Here is a 20,614-nt window from a genome sequence, read left to right as displayed (position 1 = left end):
AACCCGGATGGATATTGATCTGTCGGCTCTACGAGCCATCGAACGGGACAAGGAGATTCCGCTCGACTTTCTGCTGAAGGCGCTGGAGGATGCTCTGCTGAACGCGTACCTGAAGACCGACGGTGCCAAGCCCGGGGCCCGGGTGGTGCTCGACCGCAAGAGTGGCGCGGTAGCGGTGATGGTGCCCGATCTCAACGAGGACGGCGAGCAGGTCGGTGAGTACGATGACACCCCCGCCGACTTCGGACGGGTTGCCGCCTCCACCGCCCGCCAGGTGATCTTCCAGCGGTTGCGCGAGCATGAGGACGAACAGAAGTACGGACGCTTCGCTGCGTCCGAGGGAGACATCTTGACCGGTGTCATCCAGCAGGACCGCGACTCTCGCTCGGTGCGTGTCGATCTCGGCCAGATCGAGGCGATCATGCCGCTGGCCGAGCAGGCCCCCGGCGAGGCGTACACCCACGGCAAGCGGCTTCGCGTCTACGTGGTGACCGTTCGCAAGGAACTGCGCGGCCCGCAGGTGATCGTCAGCCGCACGCATCCGAATCTGGTGAAGAAGCTCTTCGCGCTAGAGGTGCCCGAGATAGAGCAGGGCATCGTTGAGATCAAGGAGATCGCCCGCGAGGCCGGGCATCGCAGCAAGATCGCGGTGCACTCCAACAATCCCGAGGTCAACGCCAAGGGAGCCTGCATCGGCCCGATGGGCCAGCGAGTGCGTGCCGTCATGCACGAACTCAATGAGGAGAAGATCGACATCGTCGATTGGGACGCCGATCCGGCCAAGTTCGTGGCCAGCGCGCTCAGTCCGGCGAAGGTCAGCCAGGTCATCGTGTTGGACGCCGCAGCGCACGCTGCCCGGGTCATCGTCCCCGACTACCAGCTCAGCCTGGCCATCGGGCGAGAGGGCCAAAACGCCCGTCTCGCCGCCCGGTTGACCGGTTGGCGCATCGACATTCAGCCCGACACAAACGTTGAAAGCGCCTGATCCGGCACGGCCGGTCCTCCGTCCGGTTTCGCGGCGGCCCGCTCGCACCTGCGTGGGCTGCCGGGTCAGCTGTGATCCAGCAGGGCTGACCCGCTTCGTCCTGGACGGCTCGGTGCTACAGCTCGATCTGACCGGTGATGCCCCCGGACGCGGAGCCTGGCTGCACTCCGAGGCTGCCTGTGTCGCCGAGGCGCGCCGCCGTGGGGCGTTCGCCCGCAGCTTCCACCACAAGGTGGACGATTCAGTCCTCGACGGCTGGCCCGAGCGGCTGCTGCGTCCGGACCAGTGAGGCCCGCCGCGCTGATCGCCGTCGGCAGGGTCAACGAGATCCGAGTCGGCGCAACCGCAGCGCAGCGACGCGCTCGGCTCGGGCCAGGTGCTCGTGATGGCGGTCAGGCATCCGGCCAACGGCGTCCGGCTCGGCGGGTTGGGCATCGCGCGGGGAAGCGCGATATACTCGGTCACGCGTGTCTTCGGGGAAGGTTCCGAAGAACTCGGCAAAGCCCCCGTCAATGATGGCGCCAATGGCGCGGTCAGTTGCGGGCTGGGGCCGGGTATTGCGGTGATCACGCAGAGCCAGAAGGTGGGCGACAGCTCATGACGACTCGATGAGTACTCACCAATGAGCACCAAAAACAACTAGGTGGTTCTGGCACCGGGCCTGGACCACGAAGGAGATCAGTGGCCAAGGTCCGCGTTTACGAGCTTGCTAAAGAGCTCGGAATGGAAAGCAAGGAGCTTCTCGGCACCCTGAAAGAGATGGGCGAATTCGTTCGCTCGGCGTCCTCGACGATTGAGGCGCCCGTGGTCCGCAGGGTGACGGAGAGAGTGAGCGACGCCAAGAAGGGCGCCGCGGGGGGAGCGTCGTCCGACGCGTCTCCCGCAAGTAAGAAGAGCGGTGCGTCCGGACCCAGTCCGAAGCCCGCAGCAGCCAAGACTTCACAGCCCGACGCCCCGCAGGCAGCCGCCGGCGCGAAGGTCGGGCCGCGCACCACGCCAGGCCCGCACCCGCCGGTGCCCGGCCCACGCGCCACGCCGGGTCCGCGTCCTGCGCCCGCCCCGCGTGCGACTCCTGGTTCGCGTCCGACGAGCGGCCAATCCGGCCAATCCAGCCAGCACACAGCCGGCAAGCCGGCCCAGACCCAGCGTCCGCATGCCAAGCCGTCTGGCTCGGCCGGCGGCTCACAGCAGCGTCCGGCAGCGCCGTCGTCGCAGCCGTCGCCCGGCGGGGCCCGTCCCACTCCGGGACCGCGCCGTACCCCGGCCCCCGGAAACACCAGCAAGCCAGCGGCTCCGGGACCGCGTCCCGGTCCTAGTCCGGCGAATGTACGTCGTCCCGGCGCCCCGCGTCCGGGAAACAACCCGTTCTCGTCGTCCCAGGGCATGGGCCAGGCTCGCCGCAGCGGTGGCACCCAGCAGCGATCCGGTGGCCGCGATGGTGGCGCGCCGCGTTCAGGTGAAGGCCGCATGCCGCGTCCGGGTGGCAGCGGCGGCATGCCGCGTCCGAATCCGGCGATGATGCCCAAGCATGTCAACCCTTCGATCGGTGGCCAGCAAGGCGCGGCCGCCGGTGGCGGCGGCCGTGGCGGACGCCCCGGTGGCGCCGGCCGTGGTCGTGGCGGTCCGTCGATGGGAGGCGCGCCCGGCGGTGGCATGGGCGGCGGGCCAAATCGTGGCCGCGGTGGTCGTGGCGGTACTCAGGGTGCTTTCGGGCGCGCTGGATCGAACCGCCGGGGCCGCAAGTCGAAGAAGCAGCGTCGTCAAGAGTTCGACGAGATGCAGGCGCCGTCGATCGGTGGCGTACGCATCCGCGGTGGCGATGGCCAGGTTGTCAGGCTCCGCAGGGGCTCGTCGCTGACCGATTTGGCCGAGAAGATCAAGGCAGAGCCAGCGCAGCTGGTGCAGGTCTTGTTCAACCTCGGTGAGATGATCACCGCGACCCAGTCGGTTCCGGATGAGACGCTGGAGATTCTCGGCGCCGAGTTGAATTACAAGATTCAGGTCGTCAGTCCCGAGGACGAGGATCGTGAGCTGCTGGAAAGCTTCGATCTGGAGTTCGGCGAGAACGAGGGCGGCGAGCAGGACCTCAAGGCTCGTCCGCCGGTTGTCACCGTCATGGGCCACGTCGATCACGGCAAGACGAAGCTGCTGGACGCGCTGCGGCACACCAATGTGCAGGCCAAGGAAGCCGGCGGCATCACTCAGTCGATCGGCGCCTACCAGATCGAGACGGAGGTGGACGGCAACGAGCGTGCCATCACCTTCATCGATACCCCTGGTCACGAGGCCTTCACTGCCATGCGTGCCCGTGGCGCCAAGTCGACCGACATCGCCGTTCTGGTGGTGGCGGCAGATGATGGTGTGATGCCGCAGACGATCGAGGCTTTGAACCATGCCACGGCAGCAGATGTGCCGATCGTGGTCGCGGTCAACAAGATCGACAAGGCCGGCGCCGATCCGTCGAAGGTACGCGGCCAGCTCATGGAGTTCGGTCTGGTGCCCGAGGAATACGGCGGACAGAGCATGTTCGTGGATGTCTCCGCCGTCACGAGCGAGGGTCTCGACAGCCTTCTCGAGGCGATCATCTTGACCGCCGACGCGGCGCTTGATCTGCGGGCCAATCCGACTATGGACGCCCAGGGCGTCGCGATCGAGGCTCACCTGGACCAGGGTCGCGGCCCGGTGGCAACCGTGCTCATCCAGCGCGGCACGCTGCACCGCGGTGACTCGATCGTGGCTGGTGCAGCCCACGGCCGCGTCCGCGCGATGATAAACGATCACGGCGACACGATCGACGAGGCTCCACCGTCGATGCCGGTCCAGGTGCTCGGTCTGACGACCGTGCCGGGAGCGGGAGACAACTTCCTGGTCGTCGAGGACGACCGGATGGCTCGCCAGATCGCTGCCAAGCGCGACTCGAACCGCCGTGCGGCACTGCAGGCACAGTCCTCGCGGCGCAAGACCCTGGAAGAGCTCTTCGAGCAACTCGAGAAGGGCGAGACCAGCGAGCTCACGTTGATCCTGAAGGGCGACGGCGCGGGTTCTGTCGAAGCACTCGAAGATGCGCTGTCGAAGATCGAGGTCTCCGACGAGGTCGGTCTGCGCGTCATCGACCGCGGTGTCGGTGCGATCACCGAGACCAACGTGTCGCTGGCGGCCGCGTCCACACCGCACGCGGTCATCCTCGGTTTCAACGTTCGCCCGACCGTGCAGGCTGCCCGCCTGGCCGATCAGGAGAACGTCGACATCCGCTACTACTCGGTCATCTACGATGCGATCGACGAGATCGAAGCAGCGCTCAAGGGCATGCTCAAGCCGATCTTCGAGGAGAAGACGCAGGGCACCGCGGAGATCCGCGAGATCTTCCGGAGCTCCAAGTTCGGCAACATCGCAGGCTGTATGGTCACCGATGGTCACCTCAAGCGCAATGCGAAGGCGCGCTTGCTGCGTGACGGTGTGGTGGTCGCCGAAACCTCGATCGCCTCGTTGCGCCGGGAGAAGGACGATGTCACCGAGGTTCGAGAGGGCTTCGAATGTGGTCTGACATTGGCGAACTACTCCGATATTCAGACCGGCGACGTCATCGAGACCTATGAGATGATCGAAAAGGCTCGCGACTGATCCACCGAACGACCAATGAAGCGGGCGGGAGACCACGAGTCTTCCGCCCGCTGTTCACATCACGTTTTCCTGGAGGGGAACATGGCTAATCCACGAATCGCCAAGCTCGAGGACCAGATTCAGCGGATCATCGCGCAGATGCTGGAGCGCCGCGTGAAGGACCCGCGGCTCGGGTTCGTCACCATCACCGAGGTTCGGCTCACCGGCGACGCGCGCGAGGCGAGCGTCTTCTATACCGATCTCGGGCGCTCATTGGACGGCCGCGAGGCCGATGCCGAGGGCGGCGTCACCAACACCCCGGCGGCCCTGGAATCGGCCAAGGGTTTGTTGCGCAGCACCATCGGGCAGCAGCTGGGGCTGAAGTTCACCCCTTCGCTGACCTTCATCCCGGACGCCAGCGAGGTCGCCGCCCAGGACATGGAGGATCTGCTCGCCCGGGTACAAGCGAGCGATGCCGAACTGGCAAGCCGGCGCGAAGGTTCCGCGTTCGCGGGGGAGGCCGACCCGTACAAGAAGCCCGCCGAACCGGACGACGAGTGAGCGTGACCGACGATCAGGTATCACCGTCGGCCGTCCGCCGCGCGGCAGGTCTCACCGCTCCAGGGCTGCTGGTCATCGACAAGCCGGCGGGCCTGACCTCGCATCAGGTCGTCGGACGCGTCCGCCGGGTCTTCGGTACCCGAAAGGTCGGCCATGCCGGCACGCTGGATCCGATGGCCACCGGAGTGCTGATCGTCGGTCTCAATCGCGCGACCAGGCTGCTTGGTCATCTGGCGCTGCACGACAAGGCTTACTCGGCGACGATCAGGCTCGGAGCATCGACGACCACCGATGACGCCGAGGGAGAGCCGATCGTCGGGGCTGACGCGTCCGGGATCCCGTTGGCGCTGGTCGTTGCCCAGGCGCAGGATTTCCGTGGGGTGATTCAGCAGCGTCCGAGCACGGTTTCTGCCATCAAGGTGGACGGCAAGCGTGCCTACGCGCGGGCCCGGGCGGGCGAAGATGTGCAACTCGCCGCCCGCGAGGTGACGGTCAGCCGCTTCGATGCGCTCGCGGCACGAGTGGTCGACGAGTATCTCGACGTGGATGTCGAGGTCGAATGCTCGTCGGGCACCTATGTGCGCGCGCTGGCCCGTGACCTCGGCGAGGCGCTGGGCGTCGGAGGCCATCTGACGATGCTGCGCCGCACCCGGATCGGCAGGTTCACCCTCGGCGCCGCTCATCAACTGGACTCGCTGGAGCCGTCGACGCCGCTGATGAGCATGGCCGAGGCGGCGCGCCTGAGCTTCCCGGTGGTCGAGGTAGACGAGGCAGCCGCGCGCGATGTCGGTTTCGGCCGGGCTTTGGACATCCAGGTGTCGGCCGAGGTGACGGGAATCGTCGGCCCGTCCGGGGAGTTGCTCGCGCTCTATCGCCCGAGCGGGGAGTCGTCTCGCCCGGTGGCGGTATTGATCTAGGTTGCCTGGAGTTCACCCAGATCGACTATGCGGTCGAGGATTCAGTGGCCCATGTCGTGAGTCCTAGCGGGCGGCGCCGAAGAATTCCGCGATGCCCTCGAGACTCATCTGGGTGGCCACGATGACCAGGACCATGCCCATCAGTCGTTCGACGGCGACCAACGTCTTGGGGCCGAGGACGCGCAGCAGGCCCTGGCTGAAGTAGAGCACGATCGCCGAGACCAGCCATGACAGCACGAGTGCGATCAGGTAGCTCGGTAGCCCGTCCGGGTTGCCAGAGACGAGCACGATTTCCATGGCCAGCAGCGACGGTCCTGCCACATAGGGAATCGCCAGCGGGACGATGAACGGTTCGTCCTCGGGCGCCTTCTCGCGCAGGCTCCGCTCGGGCGTGGGAAAGACCATGCGCAGCGCGATGAGCAGCAAGATCATGCCGCCACCCACGCTGAGCGCGGGCGCGCCGACATGAAAGAGCCTCATGAAGGCCTGCCCGCCGAAAAGGAAGGCCAGCATGATTGCCAGCGCGATCAGCAATTCTCGGGCGATCACCGTCTTGCGCCGCTCCGGGGCGGTATGCGAAAGCGCGGACAGGAAGAGCGGCACGTTGCCGAACGGATCTAGGATCAGAAAGAAGACCAGGGCAGACGAGACAATCAACTCCACAAATAGATAGCGTAGCGAGAAGAGCGATAGACGCCGAAACTGGTTGCACATCCCGTTGGAGACGAGAGATTGTGCCGTTCTGGGGTGGATCAAACGCACGATCTGCCGTCCCCCGGTTGCAGCGGTTCGTGCTGGCAGGTCTAAGCTAGGGCGCGGTCTGGTAGTCACCGGACCGCAGGTGCGAGCAGGAGCGGGTATGCGACGAAGTGTGGTAGCCATCGGTAACTTCGATGGTGTACATACCGGTCATCAGCGACTCTTGAACACGGCCATCCAGCACGCCTGCGAGTTGGGTACCGAGCGCGAGCCGCTCCAGGTCATCGTCGTCACCTTCTGGCCGCATCCGATGAGCGTGGTGGCCCCAGGACATGCGCCGGCGCTGCTGACATCGCTCAACGATCGCATTGATCTGCTCCGCCGCTACGGTGCCGACGAGGTTCGCGTCGTCCAGTTCACTCGCGATGTGGCGGGGTGGTCACCTGAGAAGTTCGTCGACACCATCCTGGGCCCGCTGAACCCGGCAGTCGTTGTGGTGGGGGAGAACTTCACCTTCGGCAGTCGCGCCGCGGGCACGCCCGCGACCATGCGCGAGATCGGTACCGGACGCTTCGACGTCGATGTCATCCACCTGGTCAGCATCGATACCGAGCGCACCTGCTCGTCGTTCATTCGTGCGGCGCTCGCCCGGGGCGACGTGGGTGTCGCGGCTCGCCATCTGGGCCGGTTGTTCAGAGTCGGTGGAGTGGTCGTGGTTGGCGACCAGCGGGGTCGCGAGCTCGGCTTTCCGACGGCGAATCTCCCCGTTGCAGCGGATCTGGCGACACCGGCGGACGGTGTCTACGCGGGTTGGCTGCGCCGGGCAGATCAGCCGTCCGCGGTGCGGATGCCCGCTGCGATCAGTGTCGGGACGAACCCGACCTTCAACGGGGTCGAGCGCCGCGTCGAGTCGTATGTGCTCGACCGCACCGATCTTGAACTCTATGGCATCGATATCACGGTGGAGTTCGTCCGGCATCTGCGCGGCCAGGTTCGCTTCGGATCGGTGGACGATCTGGTCGAGCAGATGAACAAGGACGTGGCCGCCACGCGGGTTGCCTTGGGCGTGGATTGAGTGTCGCCCGGGAACCGGATCGTGTGGCTCCCGAGGCCATGACGGGCCGCAGATCTACACAATCGGGCTGATGCGGGAGCTGGCACCCTGCTCATGCAGGTTTGGCGGCCGTTGGTTCGTACCCGGTCGTCCGTGCTATCCTTGACAGGTTGCCGTTAGATCGGCCGCGGATGTCCAAGAGCCCCCATCGCAACCTGCACCGGGGGCACCGCGCAACGAGCTGGAGAGGCTGGCCATGGACGCTGAGACCAAGAAGAAGATTATCGAAGAGTACGCCACGCATCCTGGTGATACCGGCTCTCCGGACGTGCAGATCGCGCTGCTCACTGCGCGCATCGCTCATCTGACCGAACACCTCAAGGTTCACAAGGGTGACCACCACAGCCGCCGTGGCCTGATGCTGATGGTTGGTCAGCGTCGCCGGCTGCTGAACTACGTGGCCAAGGAAGACATCGATCATTACCGCTCACTCATTGCGCGTCTCGGCCTTCGCCGGTGACGCGGTAGCGGGACGGACGGGGAGAAGCCCACAGCGGCGACTCCCCGTTTCGTCATGTTCTGGATGCTGCGGCGGAAGTGCATTCTTTGTGCCGCCCCGGCATCATTGAACCTGGAGAAAAACTTCACATTCTTGCTGCTCATCTCGGAGCAGCACTACGACGCGAGAAGATCACGGGTTGTTGGTCCTCGGTAGTGGTCATCGGGCAGCCGGATGGGTATCCCGATGACCTCGATCGAAGACCGGCATTCCAGACCGGAATCCTCCAGTCATCTTCTTCGTCCTGAACCAAAGGGCGCGTCCGCGTGTCGCGGATGACGCCTGCCTGTACTAGGAGAGGACACAAATTCATGGAGGGTGAGAACCTCAAATTCGCTGAGGCGATCATCGACAACGGAGCGTTCGGCAAGCATGTCGTGCGTTTCGAGGCCGGTGTACTGGCTCAGCAGGCCGACGGCGCTGCCGCGGTCTACCTCGATGGCGACACCATGCTGCTGTCGGCGACCACCGCGCAGAAGTCTCCGCGCGAGTCGATCGACTTCTTCCCGCTGACCGTTGATGTCGAAGAGAAGATGTACGCGCTCGGACGCATCCCCGGATCGTTCTTCCGTCGTGAGGGACGCCCCAGCGAGAACGCGATCCTGGCTTGCCGCCTGATCGATCGTCCGCTGCGTCCGGCCTTCGTCAAGGGTCTGCGCAACGAGGTGCAGGTCGTGGTGACCGTGCTGGCGCTGAACCCGCAGGTGGAGTACGACGTCGTGGCGATCAACGCTGCGTCCATGTCAACCCAGATTGCCGGGCTTCCGTTCCACGGCCCGATCGGCGGCGTTCGTGTCGCGTTGATCGATGACCAGTGGATCTGCTTCCCGACCGTTGAGCAGGAGCAGGGCGCCACCTTCTCGATGGTGGTTGCCGGGCGAGTACTCGCCGACGGCGATGTCGCCATCATGATGGTCGAGGCCGGCGGAACCGACGCCACCTGGGATCTGGTGCGCGCTGGCAAGACCGCCCCGACCGAAGACATCGTGGCCGGTGGCCTGGAGGCCGCCAAGCCTTTCATCAAGGCGCTGTGCGATGCTCAGGCCGAACTGGCTCAGCAGATCAACAAGGAGACCTACCCCTACCCGGTCTTCAAGGAGTACGAGGACGACAGCTACGCCGCCGTCGCCGAACTCGGCGAGAGCGAGCTCGATCGTATCGAGCAGATCGCTGACAAGCTCGATCGTCAGACCGCGGAGAAGGACCTCAAGACCTCCATCAAGGCCAAGCTCGCCGAGAACGAGGCGTTCGAGGGCCGCGAGGGCGAGATCTCGGCTGCTTTCAAGTCGTTGCAGAAGAAGCTCGTGCGCGGACGTGTACTTCGCGACGGTGTGCGCATCGACGGCCGCGGCCCGAAGGATATTCGTCCGTTGTCTGCTGAGGTCGGCATCGTCCCCCGGGTGCACGGCAGTTCGCTCTTTCAGCGCGGCGAGACCCAGGTACTGGGCATCACCACGCTGAACATGCTCGACATGGAGCAGAAGCTCGACACCTTGAGCGCCGTCACGTCGAAGCGTTACATGCACCAGTACGACATGCCGCCGTACTCGACCGGTGAGACCGGACGCGTCGGTTCGCCGAAGCGCCGCGAGGTCGGCCACGGTGCGCTCGCCGAGCGTGCCATCGTTCCGGTGCTGCCGGGCCGCGAGGAGTTCCCCTACGCGATCCGCGAGGTTTCCGAGGCGATCGGCTCCAACGGCTCGACCTCGATGGGTTCGGTCTGCGCGTCCACCTTGGCTCTGCTGAACGCCGGTGTGCCGTTGCGCGCCTCGGTCGCAGGCATCGCCATGGGCCTGATGAGTGAGACCGACGATCAGGGCCAGACGCACTACCTGGCGCTGACCGACATCCTGGGTGCCGAAGATGCCCTCGGTGACATGGACTTCAAGGTCGCCGGTACCTCGGAGTTCATCACCGCGCTGCAGCTCGACACCAAGCTCGATGGCATTCCTTCCGATGTGCTTGCTCAGGCGCTGCTGCAGGCCAAGGATGCTCGCACCACCATTCTCGGTGTGATGAACGAGGCCATCGACACCCCAGATGAGATGAGCGTCAATGCGCCGCGCATCATCACCGTGCACATCCCGGTCGAGAAGATCGGTGAGGTCATCGGGCCCAAGGGCAAGGTCATCAATCAGATCCAGGACGACACCGGCGCCAACATCTCCATCGAGGACGATGGCACCATCTTCATCGGTGCCGCCGACGGTGATGCGGCCGAAATGGCTCGGCAGATGATCAACGCGATCGCCAACCCGACCATGCCTGAGAAGGGCGAGCGTTACCTCGGCACCGTGGTCAAGCTGACCGCCTTCGGCGCCTTCGTCTCGTTGCTGCCCGGCAAGGACGGCCTGCTGCACATCTCGAAGATGCGTCAGCTGAACGGCGGACAGCGCGTCGAGAGCGTCGAGGACGTCGTGAGCGTCGGTCAGAAGCTCCAGGTGGAGATCAGCGACATCGACGACCGCGGCAAGCTTTCGCTCATCCCGGTGGTCGAGGAGTCCGAGGAACACTGAGCCTTGGCGCCAGCTGAACTCATCAGTGCTTGACAGCAGGACCCCCGCAGAATCGCCGATTCTGCGGGGGTCCTGCTCTACCCGGCACGACGACGGGACGCAGTGGTCGACCTTTGCACGGTGTATCAGTGCGGTGTGGGGCCCGGGCACTAGGCTGGAACCCTACGAGACGAGAGCGAGTAACCGATGATCAAGGTGGCAGTCTTCGGATCCAGGGGACGCATGGGACAGGAGATCTGCAAGGCAGTCGATGCGGCATCCGATCTGCAGTTGGTCGCGGCGGTCGATGCAGGTGATGATCGTGGCGAGATCGAGGAGGCAGAAGTAGTCATCGATTTCACTCATCCCGACGCGGTCATGGACAACATTCGCTGGTGCATCGATCATGGCATCAATGCCGTCGTCGGGACGACCGGATTCAGCCCCGCGAAGTACGACGAAGTGCGCGGCTGGCTGGCTGCGAAACCCGGCGTCAACGTGCTGATCGCGTCCAATTTCTCGATCGCTGCGGTGCTGCTGATGCACTTCGCGGCCAAGGCCGCGCCGTTCTTCGAGTCGGTCGAGGTCGTCGAATTGCACCATCCGCGCAAGGTCGATGCGCCTTCCGGCACGGCGATCACCACCGCGAACAAGATCGCGGCCGCTCGTTCTGACGCGGCTTGCAGGCCGATGCCCGATGCCACGGTCAAGGAGATGGATGGGGCACGCGGTGCGGTCGTCGATGGCGTCCACGTACATTCGGTGCGGTTGCAGGGCCTGTTCGCTCACGAGGAAGTCGTCTTCGGCAACACCGGTGAGATGCTCACCATCCGCGACGATTCGTTCGACCGCAGCAGCTACATGCCGGGCATCCTGACCGCGGTGCGTGCTGTGGGAGATCGGCCGGGGCTGACGCTTGGTATCGACGATCTGCTCGGCATCGCCTGAGTCGACCCGACACCAACCGAACATGAAGAGGCCCTGGACCATCGTCCTTGTCTTGGTGATCGTGCTTGCCGCCGTTGCCGGCGGCGATCAGATCGCCCGTGTCTACCTCCAGAACCGCACTGCAGACGAGATCGAGGCTCGTTACGGCGGTGCTGCCGATGTCCACCTCGGTGGCTGGCCGTTCGTCCTCGCGGCGTTGACGCGCCGACTCCCCGATGCCCACGCCACCATCACCGGGGCGCAGGTCGCCAACGAGGGCAAGAAGGCCACTGTTGAGGTCATCGACGTCACGATCAAGGGGCTGAGCCCGATCACTGAGCTCGATGACGCCACGGCAGAGCAGGTCGATGCGACGGCCACGATCAGCTGGAATCAGCTCAGCGTGCTGCTCGGCTTCCCGATTGAGCGGGCGGGCGACGGACGCATCGAGGTGCGAACCTCGGTTCAGGTGCTGCAACGGGTCATTCCGTTGGTTCTCCAGACAGATCTGACGCTGCAACCAGATGGCACGCTGGTGTTGAACAATCCGGGCATCTCGGTCGCCGACTTCGATCTGCCGCTGCCTTCGGGGATTCTTCAACTGGCCATCGATCAGCTGACACCCGACTTGAAGCTACCCACTCCTGGTGGGCTCAGCTATCAGAGCCTCGACATCGGCCAGAACTCTGTGACCATCCAGCTGACCGGCCAAGATATCGCGCTGTCCGACTTCAGGTAGCATCATCGGCCGCTGAACCAGTTCAGATCAGGCTGGTGTGTAGCCGGACCTGCTTGATGCGCAAGTCACCGTCCTCATTGCCGACCTCTTGGTGTGCACCATCTGGCGCCCATCCGGACGCGTTCAGCAGTTCGCGGGTCGTGTCATCGTCGGCGGTCACCCACCAGGTCGCCCGTTCGAAACCATCGGTTCTCAAGGTGTCGGCCACCGCATGCATCAACCGGTCTTCGTGCCCCGCACCGAGCGCCGAAGGGTGGACGCAGAACTCTGCGACCAGCGCGTCGCTGGGTTCGGTGTCCGGATCCTCGCTCGGCCCGACTGCCGCGAATCCCACGATCTCGCCGGCCTGATCGATCGCGACCAGCACCCGGTAGGTCGCCAGCGGGGGGCGCACGATGGCCGCAACCCAGGCCTGAGCCATCTCATCGGCGTCCAGTTCGTCCAGCATCGGGGCCAACCGTGGCTCGCTTGCCAGCCACGCCCGCTGAACCGCGACGATATCGATCGCCTCAGCGGGCATCGCCAGGCGGACGCTGTCGGGGTGCCATTCTTTGCTCATCCGGACATCCTAGGTCCACCGACCGCGTGGCTCCATGCGAGCGGACGTGGACGCACCGGGATCACCGCAGGGCCGGACGCCCGGGAGAGCACCTCGATCTGGGCGCCATAGGTCTGTCCGAGCTGTGCCGCTTGCAGGACCTCGTCGGGACGACCGGCCTGCACGAGATGCCCTTGCGCCAGCAAGAGCATCTGATCGGCATACTGGGCGGCGAGCGTGAGATCGTGCATCGCAGCGAGCACCGTGATGCCACGCTCGTGACGCAACTGGTCGACAAGCTCCAAGACCACTTGCTGGTGGCCGATGTCCAAGGCGCTGGTCGGCTCGTCCAACAGGAGGATTTTCGGCTGCTGGCACAGTGCGCGTGCCAAGATCACCCGCTGCAGTTCACCGCCGGAAAGCTGGTCGGCCGGGCGGTCGGCGAATGCCTGCAAGTTGAGGTTGACGATCTCGGCCTCGACGGCCTCCCGATCGGCAGCCGATTCGGTGGCGAACCGACCCAGATAAGGGGTGCGTCCGAGCGAGATGAGCCCGCGAACAGTCATGCCGGGTGGCACCACCGGCTGTTGGGGCATCAGTGCCACCTGCTGGGCGTACTGCTTGCGGGTCAGCCGGCGAACGTCCTGGCCTGCAACCCAGATGTCTCCGGACGAGGGGAGTAGACCGGCCACTGCGTGCAGCAGAGTCGTCTTGCCCGCACCGTTGGGACCCACCAGCGCTACCCAATCGCCTTCGGCCACGTCGACGTTCAGGCCGGAGATCACCTGTTTCGTGCCGCGCCGTACATTCAGGTAGCGGCACTCCAGGATGCTCATGCGCTGACCCGCCCACGTCGCAGCACAACGAGGAAGAAGGGCGCGCCCAAGATCGCGGTGACTACGCCGATCGGCAATTCTGCTGGCGCGACCACGGTGCGGGCAGCGGCATCGGTGAGTACCAGGAAGGCCGCGCCGAAGGCCATCGACATCGGTAGCAGGATACGGTGCGAGGCGCCGAAGACGAGCCGCACGGCATGCGGGATGATGATGCCGACGAAGCCGATCAGGCCGCTGACCGCCACCACGGCGGTGGTGCCCAGGGTGGCGGTGAGTACCACGACCAGCCGCACCCGAGCAGGATCGATGCCGAGGCTGGCGGTCTCCACGTCTCCGACGGCGAGTACGTCGAGGATTCGCCGGTAGCAGAAGAGCACGATCCAGCTGAAGAGTACGTAGGGCAAGACGACCAAGATGTCTGTCCAGCCGTTGGTCGACAGCCGTCCCAGCAACCAGGAGTAGACAGCCTGCAAAGAATCGTCGAACCATTGCTGGACGAAGGTCTGCACGGCACTGAAGAATGCGGCGACCGCGACACCGGCGAGCACGATGACCGTTGAGCTGCGTCCACCGCCCATCGTTGCTCCGAGCGCATAGGTGGCTCCGACCGCCAGCATGCCGCCTGCGAAGGCAAAGAGGGGAACTCCGAAGTTGCCCAGGCTGCCGCCCTGGGTGATGGCGATGGTGGCGCCGAGCCCGGCACCCGCGGAGACGCCCAGCAGATACGGGTCAGCCAGCGGATTGCGGAAGACGCCCTGGTATGCGGCACCCGAGATCGCCAGAGTGGCGCCGACGATGGCGCCCAGCACGACGCGGGGCAGCCGGATCTGCCAGAAGATGGCCTGCTGTTGGGTGGTCAGCCCGGAGTCGGCGTTGACGAATGGCACGGCATCCGCCAACTCGATCAGAATGCTGCGCGGGGTCAATCCCGCCGGCCCGACGAACGCTCCGACGAGCAGGGCCGCGACGAGAACACCGAGCGCTGCGGACCAGCGCACAACCCGGCGGCCGCGTCCGGCAGACGCCGGAGCACAAAATGCCGCCGCCGGCCGTGCGCTGGTCGCAGGCTTCTCAGTGGACAAAGCTGTCATGCATTAACGAGGTTCAGCTGCGCGACATATCCGCCGATGGCTTCCACATAGTCGGCCACCCGCGGGCCCCAACGACTCGCGATATCGGCGTCCAGGACATAGATCTGGTTTTGCTGGACCGCGCGGACCTCGGACCAGCCGGGACGCTGGGCGACCTGCTCGGGGGTGACGCCGCCGTACTGACCGTCCGCCAGGAAAATGACATCGGGATTGGATTCGACCACGAACTCCTCCGACAGTTGCGGATAGCCGCCTCCCGACGGTGCAGCGTCGGCGATATTGGTCAGCCCGAACAATCCATAGACCTGGCCGATGAAGCTCTCGCTGGACACGGTATACAGGCTCGCGTCGAGCTCGTGGAAGTAGCTGACACCGCTGAGCTGCGGAGCTGCCGCGACGGCGGCGTCGATCCGGGATCGCATCTGGGAAACCACCGATGATGCCTGTTCGTCGTGGCCGGTGGCCTGACCGAGCCGGTCGATCTGCTCGTAGACATCGTCGAGGTTGGCGGCCGATGACATCACCAATGTAGGAACGCCAGCCTTCTCGAGGCTAGCGATGGTGTCGGCATCGGGGGACGACGTCACCACCAGATCGGGGGAGTAGCCGAGGATCGCCTCGACATTGGGCTGATAGCCCGACAGGTTGGTCTTGGGGGCATCGGCCGGATAGTTCGACTGATCGTCGACTGCGACCACCTGATCGTCGGCACCGATCGCGAACAGCGTCTCGGTCGCTGTCGCGCTGAGCGAGACGATCGCTTCGGGCTGCTGTTCAATGGTGATGGTGGTGTCAGAACCGGTGGCTCCGGTGACCACCTGCACGGGGAACCCGCCTAGCGACCCGGCGGTGGAGGTTTCGGCAGACGTCTGGCTGGCTGATGATCCGCATCCTGCGAGCGTCACCGCTAGCAGCAGCGCGCCGAGCACGGCGAGCGGAGATTGGGCTGAAGGGCGAGTCACTGAGAATCCTCCGGTTTCTGCTGGAGGACGGAGGCAGCCGGGCGAGTCGGGGCGGACTAAGCCCTGCCGCACGAACTGTCCTTCGTCCGAGGAACAGAACGTGATCGTGGACAGATGGCCTGGCTCGTCCGATCAAATCGGCTTGACAGTTGCGGCACAGCACCGGACTCGCACCGGATTTCACTGCAATTCCACGACACTTTCACGGTGTGAAAGCAGGATTCACTCTATCAGTGGTGCCGAGGAATGCGACCTGTTGAGGGTTCAAGCAATGGCTGAAATGTCGCGCGTAGGGCATGCCAGGCTACAGTTGAATCAATATGAGTGCTCTGCAGACCCCGCCCAGACCGGCCCCCGATACCTTGCGCATCATCCCGCTCGGCGGGCTCGGCGACATCGGGCGCAATATGACCGCCTTCGAAATCAACGGCAAGATCCTCGTCGTCGACTGCGGCGTCCTTTTTCCCGAGGACGACCAGCCCGGCGTCGACCTGATCCTGCCCGGCCTCGACTACCTGGACGATCGCCTGGACGACATCGTCGGCTTGGTGCTGACCCACGGTCACGAGGATCACATAGGCGGTGTGCCGTATCTGCTGCGCCGCCGCCAAGACATTCCGCTCTATGGCAGCAAGCTGACGCTGGCGTTCGTCGACGGCAAGCTGCGCGAGCACAGACTGCGGGACACCGCGATGTACCACCAGGTGCTCGAGGGGGACCGGGTTTCCGTCGATCCGTTCGAGCTGGAGTTCTTCGCGGTCAACCATTCCATTCCGGACGCCATGGCGGTGGCCATCAAGACCGCCGGCGGTGTCGTGCTGCACACCGGCGACTTTAAGATGGACCAGATTCCACTGGACCACCGCATCACCGATTTGCGCGGTTTCGCGAGGCTGTCGGGCGAAGGCAATGGCGTCGATCTGCTGATGGCTGATTCGACCAACGCCGATGTGGCGGGATTCACACTCCCGGAGAAAGACATCGAGCCGGCTCTCGAGCGAGTCTTCAACCAGGCCACCCAGAAGCTCGTGGTGGCCTGCTTCGCGTCCCATGTGCACCGCGTGCAGCAGATTCTCAACCTGGCCGTGCGGCATGGCCGCAAGGTCGTCTATGTCGGCCGGTCGATGGTCAAGAACATGACCACCGCGCAGGAGCTGGGATATCTGAAGGTGCCCGGCCGCACCCTGATCGAATTGAACGACATCGACCGCTATCCCGAAGACCAGGTTGTGGTCATCTCGACGGGTTCGCAGGGCGAGCCGCTCTCGGCGCTGGCCAGGATGGCCAACCGCGAACACCCGATCGTCAAGGTCGGCGAAGGCGACACGGTGCTGCTCGCTTCGTCGCTGATCCCCGGAAACGAGAACGCGGTCTATCGGGTGATCAACGGTCTGACCCGGCTGGGCGTCACCGTCGTGCATAAGGGCAACGCCCTCGTCCACACCTCGGGCCATGCCAGCGCCGGCGAATTGCTCTATACCTACAACGTCGTCAAGCCGCGCAATGCGCTGCCGATCCACGGCGAGGCCCGTCACCTGGTTGCCAATGCGAAGCTTGCTCAGGCCACCGGGATACCGGCCGAGCGCACGATCGTCGCCGAGGACGGGGACGTCATCGACCTGGCGAATGGTGTGGCCAAACGCACCGGGAGGGTCGACGCGTCCTACATCTTCGTGGACGGCACGACCGTCGGAGACGTCACAGAGACCTCGCTCACCGATCGCCGGATCCTGGGCGAGGAGGGCTTCATCTCGGTGATCGCGGCCGTCGATCTGCGGGCGCAAACGATCGTTGCGGGACCCGACATCAGCGCCCGGGGATTCCTGGAGGATTCGACGGTCTTCGATTCGATCACCGACGAGATTCGTCGCACCCTGACCGATGCGCTGGCCGAAGGCGTGGATGACACCCACCGTCTGCAGCAATCGGTACGTCGTGTGCTCGGGCGCTGGGTTTCCCGCACCTATCGCAGCCGTCCGATGATCGTTCCGGTCGTGATCGCCGTCTGAGATCGGACGCATTTCGAGGCCGGGAAACACCGGATTTGGCGCGTCCGGGATTGATTGGCTAAGATTGCGTGGTTGCGTCTTGACGGCGCGGTGCGAAAAAACAAACGTTATCCAGAACGAGGAGTGCTCCCATGGCTGCCGTGTGTGAGGTTTGCGGTAAGGGCCCAGGTTTCGGGCACAACGTCCCCTGGTCGAAGAAGAAGACCAATCGGCGTTGGAACCCGAACATCCAGCGGGTGCGTGCAGTCGTGAATGGCGCTCCCCAGCGCCTGAATGTGTGCACCGGCTGCCTGAAGGCTGGTCGCGTCACCCGCTGACGTCGTCCCTTTCGCTGAATGCCCGTTGTTCTCGTGGACAGCGGGCATTTCGTTCGTCTCCAGACGCCTCGGTGTACCGGTCGTGATTGACAGAATTCCTGTCGGGGGATGCCGGTAGTCTGCTGATGTGGCTGAGAAGAAGGCATCCGGACGACAGGCCGCGCGCGCATCCAAGAGCGGACGAGCAGGCGGGCCGTGGCGCACCGAGGCCTATCGGCAGCTGGCTACTCCACTCGCCGAGGTGCTCGGCGCTGCCACTGCGAAGGCACTCGTCGGGCTGAAGCTGGCCACGGTGGCCGATCTGATGGGTCATCTGCCCAGACGCTATCTGTCCGGAACGGAGACGACTGAGCTACGCGGTCTGGAGCCGGGGGAGAACGTCGCGCTCGTCGCGCAGGTGGATCAGATGAGCGCGCATCCAAGCCACGCGCGCAACGGCCGAGGCCGGCTCGAGGTCAAGCTCACCGATGGCACCGGCTACCTCAGGGCTACCTTCTTCGGCAAGGACCACTACATCAGGTACTGGCAGACGCAGCTCAGCAAGGGCGTCAAGGGAATCTTCGTCGGCAAAGTGGGGGTCTTCAACCACGAGCTGCAGATGAGCCACCCCAACTTCGTGATGCTCGATGCCCAGGGCAATATCGTCGGGCGTGCCGATCAGGCCAAGACATCGATGGCCAATCAGGTTAGCCGCTCTGGGCTCGTCGGCATTTATCCGGCAACCAGCAAGATGCCGACCTGGCAGATCGCCGAATGCACCGATCTGGTGCTCGACATCCTCAACGGGCTCGATGATCCGATGCCCGCCGATCTGCGCTCACGACTGGGCCTGCCGGAGTTGGTTGAGGCCTATCGCTCGATTCATCGTCCGCAGAGCATCGAGGCAGCTGAGCTCGGGGTCGACCGGCTCAAGTTCGATGAGGCGTTGGCGTTGCAGGTGACCATGGCCTACCGTCGCGCCGATGCCGCCCGCCACACCGCGGCTCCCGTGCGTCTGTTGGACGGCGGGCTGCTCGCCGCCTTCGACCAGCGTCTGCCCTTCACCCTCACCGATGGCCAACAGGAGGTCAGCGAGGAGATCTTTGCCGACCTGGCGCGGACGCGTCCGATGCAGCGTCTGCTGCAAGGGGAGGTCGGCTCGGGTAAGACGGTGGTGGCGTTGCGGGCGATGCTAGCCGAGGTCGACAACCGACGTCAGGCCGTGCTGCTCGCGCCCACCGAGGTCTTGGCCGGTCAACACCTCGAATCGCTCCGCTCGCTGCTGGGCGAGTTGGGTGCCGGACAGGTGTTGGGTGCTCCCGAGAATGCTACTGAGATCGTTCTACTAACTGGTTCGCAGAGCGCTGCCCAGCGCCGGGCGGCATTGGATGCAATCTCGGATGGTCGGGCCGGAATCGTCGTCGGCACACATGCTCTGCTGTCGCAGACCGTGTCCTTCGCCGATCTCGGCCTGATCGTGGTTGACGAGCAGCACCGCTTCGGTGTGGAGCAGCGTGCGGTGCTGCAAGCACGCGCCGAGTTGATGCCGCACCTGCTGGTGATGACGGCCACCCCGATTCCACGGTCGATCGCCATGACGGTGTTCGGCGACCTTGAGGTCTCGACCCTGCGTGAGATTCCGGCGGGACGGCAGGATGTGCAGACGACCGTCGTGCAGACGCAGATGCGGCCGGCGTGGTTGGAGCGTGCCTGGGAGCGGATTCGCGAGGAGGTCTCGATCGGCCGCCAGGCCTTCATCGTCTGCCCGCGGATCAACCCCAACGAAGAGCTCATTCCGCCCGGACTGCCGAGCCCGAGCGTCGAGGAGCTGTCGCGCTATTTGGCGGACGGCCCGCTGGCCGACCTTCGGATCGGCGTGCTTCATGGCCGGCTGCCGGCTAATGAGAAAGAATCAGTAATGGCGTCGTTCGCTGGCGGTGAGCTTGACGTGCTGGTTGCGACCACGGTGATCGAGGTCGGTATCGACGTGCCGAACGCCTCGATGATGGTGATCATGGACGCCGACCATTTCGGCATCAGCCAACTGCATCAGCTGCGCGGACGCGTGGGTCGCGGCTCCCATGCGGGAGTCTGTCTGCTGGTGACCTACACCGATGGGACGACGCTGGCGGACGAGCGGTTGGCGGCTGTGGCGGCCACCCGCGATGGATTCGAGCTGGCGGAGGTCGATCTCGAACAGCGACGCGAGGGCGACGTTCTTGGTGCCTCTCAGGCCGGTGGGCGCTCGACTTTGCGACTGCTGCGCGTGCTGGACGATGCGGAGTTGCTCGCCGAATCTCGTGAGATCGCAGAAATGCTGGTCGCGGGCGATCCGGACAAGAGCAG

General features: G+C 64.8%; 19 protein-coding genes. 14 read left to right on the top strand and 5 right to left on the bottom strand.

The features are described 5' to 3' along the window. Window positions 1-7 precede the first annotated feature (7 nt). The 6 genes from nusA (at window position 8) to truB (ending at window position 6,063) form a co-directional block, all read left to right on the top strand. Window positions 8-985: a transcription termination factor NusA gene (nusA, locus tag AAFP05_RS10830; RefSeq protein WP_341729978.1), complete on the top strand. Its 978-nt coding sequence runs from the start codon at window positions 8-10 to the stop codon at window positions 983-985. A gap of 52 nt (window positions 986-1,037) precedes the next feature. Continuing rightward, window positions 1,038-1,274: a YlxR family protein gene (locus AAFP05_RS10825; RefSeq protein WP_341729977.1), complete on the top strand. Its 237-nt coding sequence runs from the start codon at window positions 1,038-1,040 to the stop codon at window positions 1,272-1,274. A 96-nt stretch (window positions 1,275-1,370) separates the two neighbouring features. After that, window positions 1,371-1,586 carry a hypothetical protein gene (locus AAFP05_RS10820; protein WP_341729878.1) on the top strand — a complete coding sequence of 72 codons (216 nt, stop codon included), beginning with the start codon at window positions 1,371-1,373 and terminating at the stop codon, window positions 1,584-1,586. A gap of 80 nt (window positions 1,587-1,666) precedes the next feature. After that, window positions 1,667-4,606: a translation initiation factor IF-2 gene (gene infB, locus AAFP05_RS10815; protein WP_341729877.1), complete on the top strand. Its 2,940-nt coding sequence runs from the start codon at window positions 1,667-1,669 to the stop codon at window positions 4,604-4,606. Window positions 4,607-4,687: 81 nt separating this feature from the next. Continuing rightward, window positions 4,688-5,146, top strand: coding sequence for a 30S ribosome-binding factor RbfA (gene rbfA, locus AAFP05_RS10810; RefSeq protein WP_341729876.1), 459 nt, complete (start codon window positions 4,688-4,690; stop codon window positions 5,144-5,146). Window positions 5,147-5,148: 2 nt separating this feature from the next. Continuing rightward, complete coding sequence (gene truB, locus AAFP05_RS10805) at window positions 5,149-6,063, top strand: tRNA pseudouridine(55) synthase TruB (protein WP_341729875.1); 915 nt, start codon at window positions 5,149-5,151, stop codon at window positions 6,061-6,063. Window positions 6,064-6,126: 63 nt separating this feature from the next. Here the strand turns inward: truB and AAFP05_RS10800 are convergent, their stop codons facing one another. After that, the gene (locus tag AAFP05_RS10800) at window positions 6,127-6,726 is read right to left on the bottom strand and encodes a MarC family protein (protein WP_341729874.1); all 600 of its coding nucleotides are present in this window, start codon (window positions 6,724-6,726) and stop codon (window positions 6,127-6,129) included. 196 nt (window positions 6,727-6,922) lie between these two features. Here AAFP05_RS10800 and AAFP05_RS10795 point away from each other — a divergent pair, with 196 nt between their 5' ends. The 5 genes from AAFP05_RS10795 (at window position 6,923) to AAFP05_RS10775 (ending at window position 12,536) form a co-directional block, all read left to right on the top strand. Then, window positions 6,923-7,837 (top strand): bifunctional riboflavin kinase/FAD synthetase, encoded by a 915-nt coding sequence (locus AAFP05_RS10795; protein ID WP_341729873.1) that lies wholly within the window; start codon window positions 6,923-6,925, stop codon window positions 7,835-7,837. A 229-nt stretch (window positions 7,838-8,066) separates the two neighbouring features. Next, the gene (gene rpsO / locus AAFP05_RS10790) at window positions 8,067-8,336 is read left to right on the top strand and encodes a 30S ribosomal protein S15 (protein ID WP_341729976.1); all 270 of its coding nucleotides are present in this window, start codon (window positions 8,067-8,069) and stop codon (window positions 8,334-8,336) included. A 350-nt stretch (window positions 8,337-8,686) separates the two neighbouring features. Next, window positions 8,687-10,891, top strand: coding sequence for a polyribonucleotide nucleotidyltransferase (locus AAFP05_RS10785; protein WP_341729872.1), 2,205 nt, complete (start codon window positions 8,687-8,689; stop codon window positions 10,889-10,891). 186 nt (window positions 10,892-11,077) lie between these two features. After that, complete coding sequence (gene dapB / locus AAFP05_RS10780) at window positions 11,078-11,818, top strand: 4-hydroxy-tetrahydrodipicolinate reductase (protein WP_341729871.1); 741 nt, start codon at window positions 11,078-11,080, stop codon at window positions 11,816-11,818. 22 nt (window positions 11,819-11,840) lie between these two features. Continuing rightward, entirely contained in the window at window positions 11,841-12,536 is a 696-nt protein-coding gene (locus AAFP05_RS10775) for a DUF2993 domain-containing protein (protein WP_341729870.1), read from the top strand. Between the two features lie 22 nt (window positions 12,537-12,558). Here AAFP05_RS10775 and AAFP05_RS10770 read toward each other — a convergent pair whose 3' ends face one another. The 4 genes from AAFP05_RS10770 to AAFP05_RS10755 are packed head-to-tail and all read right to left on the bottom strand — an operon-like array spanning window position 12,559 to window position 15,963. Then, a complete protein-coding gene (locus tag AAFP05_RS10770) occupies window positions 12,559-13,095 on the bottom strand; it encodes a GNAT family N-acetyltransferase (protein WP_341729869.1) in 537 nt (178 codons plus the stop codon). Beyond that, the gene (locus AAFP05_RS10765; protein WP_341729868.1) at window positions 13,092-13,910 is read right to left on the bottom strand and encodes an ABC transporter ATP-binding protein; all 819 of its coding nucleotides are present in this window, start codon (window positions 13,908-13,910) and stop codon (window positions 13,092-13,094) included. The genes AAFP05_RS10770 and AAFP05_RS10765 overlap by 4 nt, the downstream gene beginning before the upstream one ends. After that, window positions 13,907-15,001: an iron ABC transporter permease gene (locus AAFP05_RS10760; RefSeq protein ID WP_341729867.1), complete on the bottom strand. Its 1,095-nt coding sequence runs from the start codon at window positions 14,999-15,001 to the stop codon at window positions 13,907-13,909. Before AAFP05_RS10760 ends, AAFP05_RS10765 begins: the two co-directional genes overlap by 4 nt. After that, entirely contained in the window at window positions 14,998-15,963 is a 966-nt protein-coding gene (locus AAFP05_RS10755) for an ABC transporter substrate-binding protein (RefSeq protein WP_341729866.1), read from the bottom strand. Before AAFP05_RS10755 ends, AAFP05_RS10760 begins: the two co-directional genes overlap by 4 nt. Before the next feature lie 320 nt (window positions 15,964-16,283). Between AAFP05_RS10755 and AAFP05_RS10750 the strand changes: the two genes are divergently transcribed. The 3 genes from AAFP05_RS10750 to AAFP05_RS10740 form a co-directional block, all read left to right on the top strand. Then, window positions 16,284-17,972, top strand: coding sequence for a ribonuclease J (locus AAFP05_RS10750; protein ID WP_341729865.1), 1,689 nt, complete (start codon window positions 16,284-16,286; stop codon window positions 17,970-17,972). Between the two features lie 131 nt (window positions 17,973-18,103). Next, the gene (gene rpmB, locus AAFP05_RS10745) at window positions 18,104-18,289 is read left to right on the top strand and encodes a 50S ribosomal protein L28 (RefSeq protein WP_286267101.1); all 186 of its coding nucleotides are present in this window, start codon (window positions 18,104-18,106) and stop codon (window positions 18,287-18,289) included. 127 nt (window positions 18,290-18,416) lie between these two features. After that, window positions 18,417-20,614, top strand: a 2,198-nt coding sequence (locus AAFP05_RS10740) for an ATP-dependent DNA helicase RecG (RefSeq protein WP_341729864.1), incomplete at its 3' end; no start/stop codon positions are given.

This window comes from Brooklawnia sp., assembly GCF_032229645.1.
In the GTDB taxonomy this organism is placed as follows: Bacteria; Actinomycetota; Actinomycetes; order Propionibacteriales; family Propionibacteriaceae; genus Brooklawnia.
Note: the sequence above shows the minus strand (reverse complement) of the source record. Positions and strands in the feature narration are given on the sequence as shown.

What these genes read in the sequence shown, in the direction of transcription:
- AAFP05_RS10820 (WP_341729878.1), top strand. Translation starts at nt 1,371, where the DNA reads ATGGCGGTCAGGCATCCGGCCAACGGCGTCCGGCTCGGCGGGTTGGGC.
- nusA (WP_341729978.1), top strand. Translation starts at nt 8, where the DNA reads ATGGATATTGATCTGTCGGCTCTACGAGCCATCGAACGGGACAAGGAG.
- rpmB (WP_286267101.1), top strand. Translation starts at nt 18,104, where the DNA reads ATGGCTGCCGTGTGTGAGGTTTGCGGTAAGGGCCCAGGTTTCGGGCAC.
- AAFP05_RS10765 (WP_341729868.1), bottom strand. Translation starts at nt 13,910, where the DNA reads ATGAGCATCCTGGAGTGCCGCTACCTGAATGTACGGCGCGGCACGAAA.
- AAFP05_RS10775 (WP_341729870.1), top strand. Translation starts at nt 11,841, where the DNA reads ATGAAGAGGCCCTGGACCATCGTCCTTGTCTTGGTGATCGTGCTTGCC.
- AAFP05_RS10750 (WP_341729865.1), top strand. Translation starts at nt 16,284, where the DNA reads ATGAGTGCTCTGCAGACCCCGCCCAGACCGGCCCCCGATACCTTGCGC.
- AAFP05_RS10795 (WP_341729873.1), top strand. Translation starts at nt 6,923, where the DNA reads ATGCGACGAAGTGTGGTAGCCATCGGTAACTTCGATGGTGTACATACC.
- AAFP05_RS10760 (WP_341729867.1), bottom strand. Translation starts at nt 15,001, where the DNA reads ATGACAGCTTTGTCCACTGAGAAGCCTGCGACCAGCGCACGGCCGGCG.
- dapB (WP_341729871.1), top strand. Translation starts at nt 11,078, where the DNA reads ATGATCAAGGTGGCAGTCTTCGGATCCAGGGGACGCATGGGACAGGAG.
- AAFP05_RS10785 (WP_341729872.1), top strand. Translation starts at nt 8,687, where the DNA reads ATGGAGGGTGAGAACCTCAAATTCGCTGAGGCGATCATCGACAACGGA.
- rbfA (WP_341729876.1), top strand. Translation starts at nt 4,688, where the DNA reads ATGGCTAATCCACGAATCGCCAAGCTCGAGGACCAGATTCAGCGGATC.
- AAFP05_RS10770 (WP_341729869.1), bottom strand. Translation starts at nt 13,095, where the DNA reads ATGAGCAAAGAATGGCACCCCGACAGCGTCCGCCTGGCGATGCCCGCT.